The sequence below is a fragment of the Bacillus sp. FSL K6-1000 genome (assembly GCF_038630785.1).
Classification (GTDB): Bacteria; Bacillota; Bacilli; order Bacillales; family Bacillaceae; genus Bacillus; species Bacillus safensis.
The window spans coordinates 3,503,190-3,515,078 of sequence record NZ_CP152042.1 but is presented as its reverse complement, the minus strand read 5'-3'; the positions used below and the strand labels follow the sequence as shown (position 1 = coordinate 3,515,078).

Genomic DNA, 11,889 nt, shown 5'->3' with positions numbered 1-11,889 from the left:
TTCGTTGGAAAACAAGCTAGAAATTCATCATGATTCATGTATTTGTTAAAGAAAACGGGACGAGAAACATCCGCTTGTTCGTTTCTAGCACATTAGTCATTCCCTGAGCGCTTATTTTTAAAGTCAATTGCTGCGGCTGCTTGATCTATCTCAATTCGGCATCATTTTCATCTGTTATCAATATTGATCAGATTTTACAATTGGTGTTAAATTAATCTCAATATGCGTTAGAAAATCTAACAATTAAAAGTGTGGAGATATCTACAAGGAGGCAGATGCGACATGTTGACCTTAGATCGAGCAGCACAAACAGCACAAAGCTACATCCACCGTGTGTTAGAAGAGGTGGAAAAACGAAATCCCGGCGAGGAGGAATTCCAGCAAGCGGTAAAAGAAATTCTGGAATCACTCGTCCCAGTTTTTGCAAAGCATCCAGAGTATGAAAAACAGGGCATTTTAGAACGGCTCATTGAGCCTGAGCGGCTTGTGGTATTTCGAGTGCCATGGGTAGACGATGAGGGCAAAGTACAAGTCAATCGAGGGTTTAGGGTTCAATTCAATAGTGCCATCGGTCCTTATAAAGGAGGCATTCGTTTCCATCCAACCGTCAATGCAAGCATTATCAAGTTTTTAGGGTTTGAACAAATCTTTAAAAACGCTCTGACTGGTATGCCGATCGGCGGAGGGAAAGGAGGATCGGATTTTGACCCTAAAGGCAAGTCTGATGGAGAAATCATGCGTTTCGTTCAAAGCTTTATGAGTGAACTCGGCCGATATATCGGACCTGATCAAGATGTGCCAGCAGGTGATATTGGTGTAGGAGCACGCGAAATTGGCTATATGTTCGGACAGTATAAGAAAATGCGCGGTGCTTATGAAGCGGGTGTACTCACGGGGAAAAGCCCTGGGTTCGGAGGTAGCTTAGCGAGAAAAGAGGCGACAGGCTACGGACTGGTGTACTTCATGGAGGAAATGCTGAAAGCACATGGGCTCCAATTTGAAGGGCGTTCAGTTGTTGTGTCAGGCTCAGGAAATGTGTCTATTTATGCAATGGAAAAAGTAATGGAATTAGGCGGTAAGGTTGTGGCTTGCAGTGATTCAAGCGGAGCGATTTATGATCCTCAAGGGATTTCACTGGAGACCATCAAACAGTTGAAGGAAGTCGAGAATCAGCGGATTGGGGCATACATAGACATTCACCCGCATGCTGAATTAATTGAAGATTGCGAACAAATTTGGTCCGTTCCTTGTGATATTGCGCTGCCATGTGCAACACAAAATGAAATATCAGAGGCGCATGCACAGCAGCTTGTGGCAAATGGTGTCATCGCTGTTGGAGAAGGAGCCAATATGCCGTCCACTCTTAAGGCAGTCAAAATATTTGAAGAGAATCGTATTTTGTTTGCGCCAGCAAAAGCAGCGAATGCTGGCGGAGTAGGTGTCTCAGCACTGGAAATGGCGCAAAACAGTGCAAGAATGTCTTGGACATTTGAAGAAGTAGATGATCAGCTGAAACAAATGATGCAGTCTATTTATCGTCAGTGTACAGAGACAGCGGACGAATATGGACACTCAGGGAACATCATGGTTGGAGCAAATATTGCAGGATTTCGTAAGGTGGCAGATGCCATGATCGCACAAGGCGTGATTTAACTCCTGCTCTCCCGCACCTGTTTATTTCATGACAAGATGGGGAATCGTCCTTTAAGAATGACAATAAGGAGGCGCGGGAGAAATGAAAAAATGGCTGAAACAAATTGTCAAATGGGCACCTGTGATTTATCCAGTGGTGAGGAAAATATATAAAGAGCGAAAAGCATCTAAACGTCGTAACGTATCAGCCGGATAATCCGGCTTTTTTTTATGCAAACATACAGATCCTGTGTTGTAAAAAAAATAATAGAATCGAATGATCCATTTCATCCCTCTCTCCGTTAAGTACATAACAAACGGAAAGAGGAGGAAATAAAAGATGAACATGAAGAAAGCAATGTTAACCATTCCACTGAGCGCAGCGTTACTATTCCCAGCGGCTCATAGCGCAAGTGCACACGAAGGACATATGCATGGGGAGGCGAAGAAGACGTCTTCGTCACAAGAGGTTTCAAATAAAGCAACAGATCTTCGAGCAGCACTAGATCAGCTGTTTTCAGAGCATGCCTATTTAGCGGTGATCACGATGCAAAAAGGAATTGACGGCAGTAAAGACTTCGATCAAGCAGCGGCGGCTTTAAATGACAACACGAATGACTTATCAGATGCAATAGCCTCTGTGTATGGTAAAAAAGCAGGCAAACAATTCAAAGACATTTGGTCAAGTCATATCGGCTACTTTGTTGACTATGTACAAGCCACAGCGAAAAAAGATGATGCAGGTAAAAAGAAAGCGATCAAGCAGCTTGACCAATATCGAATGAAACAAGCCGATATGCTCGATCAAGCAACAGACGGCAGACTGAAAGCAAGTGAGCTTGAAGAAGGCTTGAAGATGCATGTGAACGAACTGCTAAAAGCGTTTGACAGCTATAATGAAAAGGATTTTGATACGACCTATGAAACGGTGAGAAAATCCATTCATCATATGTTTGAGGTAGGAAAAGGCGTGTCATGGGCCATCACAGATCAATTTCCTGGGAAATTTGATCAAAAGTCAGTGGATACACCAGCAGCGGATCTTCGTGAAGATTTAAACTACTTGTTTTCAGAGCATTTGGCACTCGCAGTAGTTGCCATGCAAAAAGGAAATGATGGCAGTAAGGACTTTGAGCAAGCAGCAGCGGCTTTAAATGAAAACACAAATGATTTATCTGCTGCAATTGCATCTGTTTATGGTAAGGATGCAGGCAAACAATTCAAAGACATTTGGTCAAGCCATATCGGTTACTTAGTTGATTATGTCAAAGCGGATGCATCAGGGGATCATCAAGCAAAAGAAAAGGCTGTCAAAGATTTAGATGCGTATCGAATGAAGCAAGCGAAATTCCTAGATCAAGCGACAGATGGACGTTTGAAGGCAGCTGATTTAGAAGCTGGTTTGAAAACACATATTGATGAGCTGATCAAAACATATACGTCTTATCATAATGGTGAATATGATCAGCTTTACCCGACAGTGAGAGAGGCTTATGGTCATATGTTCATGGTTGGTCAAGATGTCACAGCAGCAATTGTTGATCAGCATCCTGAGCTGTTCAAATCGAACATGCCTAATGAAATGCCGAAAACAGGTATGGGGGGCACAGCCGGTCCTTTAGGCATGTCCTATGAAGCATTTGTGGGAATGATCGCAAGTTTGATCCTCGCAGGCGGCGTGGCAGGTGCATTCTTCCTTAATCGCCGTAAGGCATCAAATTCTAACTCATAAAGACAGACGGGAACGTGCACAATCGTGCCGTTCCTTTCTTCAAAAGGAGGCCGGCTTAGATGAAGAATTGGCTGCTCAGCATATTTTCATTTCTCATCATCACAGGCTGTTCATCACAGTCAATGGATGAATCGTCATCCTCAAAAAACATATCAGCTTCTAAGGAAATGACCACACATCAAGCTGAGAAACAGAACCACTCACACGAAACATTTAAAGACGAGCCATCTGGTATAGTACCAACTGAAATCGCCATTCCCGCTATTGATGTCAAAGCAAAAGTGGAGAAAACAGCTTTATTAAAGGATGGCAGTATGGGTGTCCCTCGGGATACAGACAACACAGCTTGGTTTAAAGATGGTCCAAAACCAGGAGATAAAGGGAATGCCGTCATGAATGGCCATGTAGATAATAAATGGGGGCCATCGGTTTTTTATCGATTAAAGGAGCTGAAAAAGGGAGACAAGGTGATCGTTACGTCCTCATCGGGAAAAAAGCGAAGCTTTGAAGTCATAAAAGTTAGAAGCTATCCGCGTGAAGAGAAGCCTAATGCGTTTTTTGGATACGCCTTTACACGGAATCTCAATTTAATCACTTGTACAGGGACATTTGATCATGCTGCAGGCACGCATGAAAAAAGATTGGTTGTCTTTACCCAGATGATCTCTTCATAAAGAAGGCGGATACACGATGGTGTACGCCTTTTTTTCGTGGTTCGCAAGTATCTTTCAAAAAGATTCATAGGACATTAGATATGGTTAGTTGTATAAATAGGGGCATTTGTCATATAAATGAGATGGCAATTTTTATTTCTTTTCAGTAGAATATGAGTAATGAAGAGAACTGCAAGCGTTTACAACCTGTCCAGACAAGGCAGATTCTCCACCCTACATAAGGAGGCCGATCTGATGCTGAGTAAAAGACTGGCGCACATCTTAAGTCAGCTCATGGCAGCTGAGACCCCGCTCACAAGCGCTGCACTATCTGCCAGTTTACAAGTGACAAGCCGCACCATTCGTACAGACATAAAGGAACTGAACGACCGTCTTGCCCCTTATCAAGCAGCTGTAACAGCTGTAAGAGGAGCTGGCTATGAGCTGTTGATCAACGATGAGAATGCCTTTCGCCGTTTTATGAAGGAGGAGGTTGAGCAGGAAGAGCCGCTTGCTGTGCTGCCAGAGGAGCGAGTTCGGTTTATTTTAAAAAGGCTTCTTTTGGCAGAATCCTATGTGAAGCTTGAGGATTTACAGGAGCAGCTGTTTATTAGTAAATCGACGATGAGCAACGATGTGAAATCGGTCAAACGTAAGCTGGAGCCCTTTGATCTGAAGCTGGAAGCGAAGCCGAGCAAAGGCTGTCGGATCAAGGGATCAGAGATGAAAATTCGTTATTGCATGTCAGAATATTTATTCAATGAACGTCGTTCTTATCAAACGATGCTGAACACAGCTGTTACCATTTTGCCAAAGCATGAACTCGAATTGATTCAGAAAACAATGATCGATTATATCAATGAGGAAGGCATGAATCTATCAGACATTTGCATGAATAATTTAATTGTTCATGTTGCTATTGCCTGCAAACGAATTAGACACGGAAACTATGTATCTGTTCTTCCAGAGGAAATCAGCGAAATTCCGCGGGCAAAGGAATACAGGGTCGCTAAAAAAATGGTGGAGCGTCTTGAAAGGCTGCTGGGTGTCTCATTTCCACAAGAGGAAATCGTCTATATCACCATTCATTTACTAGGAACAGCCAAAATGGTACAGTCCTTTTCCTCGAGCGGTCAAAAACAAATTGTCGATGATGACACGAGCCGGCTTGTACAGTTCATGCTGAAGGCCATTGATCAAAAATTGCAGCTTGATTTAGCCGGCGATACGGAACTAATGATTGGATTGAGTCTGCACTTAAAGCCTGCCATCAACCGATGTAAATATGGAATGAACTTAAGAAATCCGATGCTTGATGAAATAAAAGCGGGGTATCCACTTGCCTTTGAAGCGGGGATTATCGCCAGCAGGGTCCTTGAAGAAGAGGAGGGGCTGAGTATTCATGAGAATGAAATCGGATATATGGCGCTTCATTTTGGTGCGGCTTTAGAGCGGAGGAAAATGGAGATCCCGCCGAAGCGGTGTCTCATTGTCTGTGCGTCTGGTGCAGGGAGTGCAAGGCTGCTGCAGGATCGTTTGCGTTCACAATTTGGATCAAAACTGACCATTTTAGGAACAGCAGAGCTATATTCGCTTCCGCATGTCTCTTTACATGCACTGGATTTAATTATTACAACCATTCCAATTCATATGGAATTACCGGTTCCAGTCATTCAAGTGAACACCATTTTGGGAGGCGGCGATTTTTTAAAAATTGAAGAAGCCCTGACGAGTGAAACAAGGGTGACATTGGCCTCGCAATATATGAAAAAGGAATTGGTTTTTACAAAACGCGCCTTTCACACAAAAGAAGAGGTCATCACCTTTTTAACGCAAAAAGTCATCGATATGGGATTAGCGCCAGCTGAGCTCACACCATCTGTCATGGAAAGAGAAGAGGCTGCTCCTACCTCTTTCGGACATTATACGGCGATTCCGCACCCGATGACACCGCTGACAGATGAGACGTTTTGGGCGATATGTACATTAGAAAAACCAATCATTTGGGGAGAGAAAAAGGTTCAATTTGTCTGTCTGCTTTGTGTCGAAAAAGAGAATGCCAAAGATTTAAAAGGCATGTACCGCCTGCTGGGGGAGCTTGTGCATAATGTGAAATTCATTCAGCACCTGATCGCCTGTGATACATTTGAAGACATGCTTGATATCATGTATAAAAAGGCTCCTTCGTACAAGAACTAACTGTGTGATATTAACTTTTTCCGCTTCCTAAAGGAAAAAGTATGGGTGTTTATGAAAGCGGTTTCATAATATGATGAATGTGTAAAGAATAGCTTCACACTTTGAAAAGGGGGCGTTTACACATGAATATCTTATTGGTTTGCGCAGCAGGTATGTCCACAAGCTTACTTGTCACAAAAATGGAGAAAAGCGCACAAGAACAAGGAAAAGATTATCGTATTTGGGCAGTATCTGGAGATTCTGCGAAAAATCATATTGATCAAGCCGATGTGCTTTTATTAGGACCTCAGGTTCGATATTTATTACCGCAAATGAAAAAGCTCGGAGAAGAAAAAGGAATACCAGTAGACGTAATTAATACCGTGCATTATGGCGTATGTAATGGCGCCGAGGTTTTAAAATCTGCTGAACAGCTAGTGAACGGATAAAGGGGGCGGAGGGGATGAATGGATTCAACCGATTTCTAGAAGAGAAGGTCATGCCGTTTGCAGGGAAGATTGCCGCTCAAAGACATTTACAAGCATTGCGTGACGGAATTGTTTTAACGATGCCTCTCATTATTGTCGGTTCACTGTTTCTCATTTTAGCCAACCTTCCGATCCCAGGATACAGCGATTTTATGGCAAGTATCTTCGGAGCAGAATGGGCCACGAAACTATCCTATCCTGTTAATGCAACCTTTGACATTATGGCACTTGTTGCAACCTTCGGGATTGCTTACAGGCTGGCTGAAAAGTATGCCGTTGATGCACTATCATCTGGTGCGATCGCTGTTGCGGCTTTCCTGTTGGCTACTCCATATCAAGTACCTTTCACACCTGAAGGCTCAACAGAAGCTATCCTAGTAGGCGGGGGCATTCCTGTCACACTGATGGGCAGTAAAGGCTTATTCGTTGCCATGATTATTGCCATGCTTTCAACCGAAATTTACCGCTTTATTGTACAGCGGAATATCGTCATCAAAATGCCTGATGGTGTACCGCCAGCAGTCAGTAAATCGTTTATTGCACTTATTCCAGGTTTTGTGGTCATCACACTGATCTGGGTCGCTAGACTTGTGATTGAGATGACACCTTTTGAGAGTATTCATAATATCATCACGGTCTTAATTGGTACACCGCTTTCCATTCTTGGTGGCAGCTTAGGCGGCAGTATCGTTGCGATGGGTGTGCAAATGCTCCTATGGGCATGTGGTATTCACGGAGCAACCATTGTCGGGGGCGTCATGGGGCCAATTTGGCTCGGTGCAATGGATGAGAACCGTCTTGCATTCCAAGCAGGAGAAGTGCTGCCGAATATTTTCACAGCGCAGTTCTTTGAAATCTTCATCAACGTCGGCGGAAGCGGTGCAACGCTTGCTTTGGTGCTGACCATGATCTTACGTGCCAGAAGTAAACAAATGAAACAGCTTGGCCGCCTTGCCATTGGGCCAGCCATCTTTAACATCAACGAACCGATCATTTTTGGAATGCCGATTGTGATGAACCCAATGCTTCTCATTCCATTTATCCTTACGCCAATCATGATGATCATCACCACATATATCGGAATGAGCACAGGGCTTGTGGCAAAACCTGCAGGGATTGCTGTTCCATGGACCATGCCGCCAATCATTTCAGGCTATCTCGCCACAGGAGGCAAAATCTCTGGTGCTGTCATGCAGCTGATTAACCTTGCGTTGTCATTTGCTCTATACTACCCATTCTTTAGAATGTGGGATAAGCAGAAATTGAAAGAAGAAAGTGAACTAGAAACAAAAGCATCAACTGATGAAAATGTTGTCAGCATGTAATAGAGGGAACAAGGGGGATGCGGCCGATGGAAATGGAACAAATTGTGTTTCAACTCATCCTGCACGGCGGAAATGGCAGAAGCTCAGCGATGGAAGCCATTACGTGTGCAAAGCAAGGTAATTTTGATGAGGCGAAGCAAAAAATGCAGGAAGCACAAGACGCGTTAAATGAGGCGCATCACGCACAGACAGAGCTGATCCAAGGAGAAATCAGGGGCGAAAAGACGGATATTAGCCTCCTCATGATTCATGCGCAGGATCATCTCATGAACGCAATGACCGTTAAGGAGCTCGCAGCAGAAATCATTGAGCTCCATGAAAAAATGAAGCAACTCGGAGGTGTCAATTCATGAAAGAAGGAATCAAAATTGTCACAATAGGCGGTGGATCGAGCTATACGCCTGAGCTCGTCGAAGGGTTTATTAAACGATATCATGAATTGCCTGTAAAGGAATTATGGCTTGTGGATATTGAAGCGGGTCAGGAAAAGTTAAACATCGTGGGCGCTCTGGCGAAACGTATGGTCGAAAAAGCAGGTCTACCGATTGAGGTACACCTGACTCTTGACCGCCGGGAAGCCTTAAAGGACGCAGATTTTGTGACGACACAATTTCGTGTAGGACTGCTGGAAGCAAGGGCAAAGGATGAAAGAATACCGCTTAAATATGGCGTCATCGGTCAGGAAACGAATGGACCAGGCGGTTTATTTAAAGGCCTTCGGACCATCCCGGTCATTTTAGACATTGTGAAGGATATGGAAGAGCTTTGCCCAGACGCATGGCTTGTGAACTTTACGAATCCAGCCGGCATGGTCACAGAAGCTGTTTTACGCTATACGAATCTAAAAAAAGTCGTCGGTCTATGCAATGTGCCGATTGGGATCAAAATGGGAATCGCTAAGGCGCTTGAAGTGGATGTAGAACGCATTGAGGTACAGTTTGCCGGTCTCAATCACATGGTCTATGGATTAGACGTATATTTAGACGGGGTCAGCATTATGGATCAAGTGCTTGATGAACTAGGAAATCCGAACAGCCAGTGGTCCATGAAAAACATTGAAGCGAAAAACTGGGAGCCTTCTTTTGTGAAAGGATTAGGGGTCATCCCATGTCCGTATCACCGCTATTACTATAAAACGAAAGATATGCTGGAAGAAGAACAAAAGGCGGCTCAAGAAAAAGGAACACGAGCGGAGGTTGTACAGCAGGTCGAGCGGGAACTATTTGAGCTCTATAAAGATCCTGATTTGTCGATTAAACCACCGCAGCTCGAAAAAAGAGGCGGAGCCTATTACAGCGATGCGGCTTGTAACTTAATCAGCTCCATCTATAATGATAAGCACGACATTCAACCAGTCAATACAGTGAACAAAGGGGCGATTGCCAGCATTCCGGCTGAATCAGCTGTTGAAGTAAACTGTATCATTACGAAGGACGGACCAAAGCCAATCGCGACAGGTGATCTGCCTGTAGCTGTCAGAGGGCTCGTTCAACAAATCAAATCATTCGAGCGTGTGGCAGCTGAAGCGGCTGTAACTGGAGATTACGAGACGGCTCTTGTTGCGATGACGATCAACCCGCTCGTCCCATCTGACGAGATTGCAAAGCAAATTTTAGATGAAATGCTTGAAGCGCATCGTGAATATTTACCGCAATTCTTCAAATCAGTCAATGCTTAACACATAATGAGTGACCCCTTTTATGGGGTCATTTTTTATGATTTCTTCATATGGAAACTGGAGAAAGAAGTGTATGATAGAAAAAACAGCATGTATGGCTTCAAAGAAAGGACTGTTGGAATATGGTTGCAATTGGTTTAATGCTTTACGGATTTGTCGTACAGCCTGTCATGAGTTATGGCACAGTGATCTTGTTTTTGTATGGCCTTATTGCTTCATTTGTTGGTCTCATTCGGCATAAGGACTATGTGTGGATTTATGTTCTCCGCCTGCTTGTTTGTTTCACCATTCCAGTGACTAACCTGTTGATGTATTTCGCAACGATTGGAGGAGATGCAAGAAAGTTTGATTTCCAGCCGATGCCGCTTGTTTACTATCTTGTCTTTATCCTAGAAATCATGATCATCTTTTTGCCTGAGATTTTTTTACTGATCGAAAGAAAGCGAAGCATCAAGGGAAAACAGTGGATATACGCTGGGGCGATTGTTGGGGTATCGGTCTTGTTTTGGTGCACGATTTGATGGGAAGCAGACGAGTCAACTAAGCCTTTTTCGCCTTTTGTTTCTGTAACTTCTTTCGTCTAACCTTTACAAAAGAGATGGAAAGAGCAAGGATAGAAATCCCAAGCGCCTTAAATAGAAACCGGGTGAGGAACGGTGAATCGTCGAAACCAGTAGCGACGATCATCGATCCGATACAGATCCCAATGAACGCTAATAGATAAGTAAAAAACATACCATCCCTCCTCAATTTATTACCATTATAAGGGATAAAGGAGAGGTAAATAAACAAAAAAGAACCCTTCGTGAATGAAAGGTTCTTTTACATGATTATGCTTGCTTGACGACCGAGTCAACTTCAACTGTCCAGCCGAAGATGTCTGGCTGTGTTCCTTTTTGGATGCCAGTAATGGCTTCATACAATTTCTTGGATACTTCGCCTGTTTGACCATTTTGGATCACATATGGCTGATCATGATAAATTAATTCCCCGACAGGAGAGATCACGGCCGCCGTTCCAGTCCCAAAAATTTCTTCAAGCTCGCCAGATTGATGTGCTTCAATTAACTCATCAATTGAAATTTTGCGCTCTGTGACTGGAATTCCCCAATGCTTTAACAGCTCAAGTACAGAGTTACGTGTGATGCCTTCTAAAATGCTGCCGTTCAATTCAGGCGTCACGATTTCTCCGTTGATTTTAAAGAAGATATTCATGCTGCCGACTTCTTCAATGTATTTTTTCTCGACCCCATCAAGCCAAAGAACTTGTGAAAACCCTTTCGTTTCAGCCACTTGCTGTGCTTTAAGGCTTGAGGCATAGTTTCCAGCTGTTTTGGCATTTCCTGTTCCACCCTTAACGGCACGGACAAACTCATTTTCAACGGCAATTTTGACCGGATGAATGCCTTCTTTATAGTATGATCCCACTGGAGATAAGATAATGATCAGCTTATACGTGCTAGACGGTGCAACGCCTAAATACGGCTCAGTGGAAATAATGAATGGACGAATATACAAGGAAGTGCCCTCTGCATCAGGTACCCAATCCTTATCAATGCGAATGAGTTCATTTAAGCCCTCTAATACTGTTTCTGAATCAATTTGCGGAATACACAGGCGGTCATTGGATCTGTTTAAGCGTTCCATGTTCTTTTCCGGACGGAATAAGAGAATTTTTTGATCCTCAGAAACATAAGCCTTTAATCCTTCAAAAACAGATTGACCATAATGGTAGACCATCGAAGCTGGGTCCATTGGAATAGCCTGATAAGGAATAATTCTTGGATCATACCAGCCTTTATCAATTGAATAATCCATCACAAACATGTGATCTGTGAAGATTTTTCCGAATTCAAGTTGATCAGATTGAGGTTTTGGTTTTTTTGTTGAACTAAGTTCAACGCGGATGGGTTGTTTTGGCATTGTAAATCTCCTTGCTGTTTGATTATTTGAAAATTCTAATAATATGAAATAATTATGATTCTATTCTATACCTTCACAAAATATTAGCAATAGGTTTTCTGGAATTCAGACAAGAAAAATCTGTTAAAGCGCTTTCCTTCTCTCTGCTGTCAGTTTGGCTCATGTCCCCCCTTTTTAAAAAAGAAATAAAATCCAAATACGTTATTAACTGATTAATCTGACAATTTAAAAACGAATGGTTTTCCTGTAAGATATTCTTTCAACCATACACCTTTTGACTA

Annotated in this window: 12 protein-coding genes; 10 read left to right on the top strand and 2 right to left on the bottom strand. The window is 43.1% G+C overall.

Annotated elements, in window-relative coordinates:
- Positions 1 to 282: 282 nt before the first annotated feature.
- The 10 genes from gdhA to MHI46_RS18260 all read left to right on the top strand — a co-directional run bounded on the left by gdhA (position 283) and on the right by MHI46_RS18260 (position 10,207).
- On the top strand, positions 283 to 1,653 hold the full coding sequence (gene gdhA, locus MHI46_RS18305; RefSeq protein ID WP_260775004.1) for an NADP-specific glutamate dehydrogenase: 1,371 nt from the start codon (positions 283 to 285) through the stop codon (positions 1,651 to 1,653).
- An 82-nt stretch (positions 1,654 to 1,735) separates the two neighbouring features.
- Entirely contained in the window at positions 1,736 to 1,849 is a 114-nt protein-coding gene (locus MHI46_RS18300) for a hypothetical protein (RefSeq protein WP_223250414.1), read from the top strand.
- A gap of 123 nt (positions 1,850 to 1,972) precedes the next feature.
- Positions 1,973 to 3,364, top strand: coding sequence for a copper amine oxidase (locus MHI46_RS18295; RefSeq protein ID WP_212039567.1), 1,392 nt, complete (start codon positions 1,973 to 1,975; stop codon positions 3,362 to 3,364).
- Between the two features lie 59 nt (positions 3,365 to 3,423).
- The gene (locus tag MHI46_RS18290; RefSeq protein ID WP_107162861.1) at positions 3,424 to 4,038 is read left to right on the top strand and encodes a class F sortase; all 615 of its coding nucleotides are present in this window, start codon (positions 3,424 to 3,426) and stop codon (positions 4,036 to 4,038) included.
- 234 nt (positions 4,039 to 4,272) lie between these two features.
- Positions 4,273 to 6,216, top strand: a complete 1,944-nt coding sequence (locus tag MHI46_RS18285; protein ID WP_260775003.1) for a BglG family transcription antiterminator — start codon at positions 4,273 to 4,275, stop codon at positions 6,214 to 6,216.
- Between the two features lie 122 nt (positions 6,217 to 6,338).
- Complete coding sequence (locus MHI46_RS18280; protein ID WP_003214824.1) at positions 6,339 to 6,644, top strand: PTS sugar transporter subunit IIB; 306 nt, start codon at positions 6,339 to 6,341, stop codon at positions 6,642 to 6,644.
- 14 nt (positions 6,645 to 6,658) lie between these two features.
- Positions 6,659 to 8,008: a PTS cellobiose transporter subunit IIC gene (celB, locus tag MHI46_RS18275; RefSeq protein ID WP_024423868.1), complete on the top strand. Its 1,350-nt coding sequence runs from the start codon at positions 6,659 to 6,661 to the stop codon at positions 8,006 to 8,008.
- A gap of 26 nt (positions 8,009 to 8,034) precedes the next feature.
- A complete protein-coding gene (locus MHI46_RS18270) occupies positions 8,035 to 8,361 on the top strand; it encodes a PTS lactose/cellobiose transporter subunit IIA (RefSeq protein WP_039182451.1) in 327 nt (108 codons plus the stop codon).
- Positions 8,358 to 9,686 (top strand): 6-phospho-beta-glucosidase, encoded by a 1,329-nt coding sequence (locus MHI46_RS18265; protein ID WP_251180939.1) that lies wholly within the window; start codon positions 8,358 to 8,360, stop codon positions 9,684 to 9,686. Before MHI46_RS18270 ends, MHI46_RS18265 begins: the two co-directional genes overlap by 4 nt.
- A 122-nt stretch (positions 9,687 to 9,808) precedes the next feature.
- Positions 9,809 to 10,207 (top strand): hypothetical protein, encoded by a 399-nt coding sequence (locus tag MHI46_RS18260; protein WP_099663800.1) that lies wholly within the window; start codon positions 9,809 to 9,811, stop codon positions 10,205 to 10,207.
- Between the two features lie 19 nt (positions 10,208 to 10,226).
- Here MHI46_RS18260 and MHI46_RS18255 read toward each other — a convergent pair whose 3' ends face one another.
- Together MHI46_RS18255 and MHI46_RS18250 are read right to left on the bottom strand one after the other, a co-directional pair.
- Positions 10,227 to 10,421, bottom strand: coding sequence for a hypothetical protein (locus MHI46_RS18255; protein WP_099663799.1), 195 nt, complete (start codon positions 10,419 to 10,421; stop codon positions 10,227 to 10,229).
- A gap of 95 nt (positions 10,422 to 10,516) precedes the next feature.
- A complete protein-coding gene (locus MHI46_RS18250; protein ID WP_039182437.1) occupies positions 10,517 to 11,608 on the bottom strand; it encodes a branched-chain amino acid aminotransferase in 1,092 nt (363 codons plus the stop codon).
- Positions 11,609 to 11,889 lie beyond the last annotated feature (281 nt).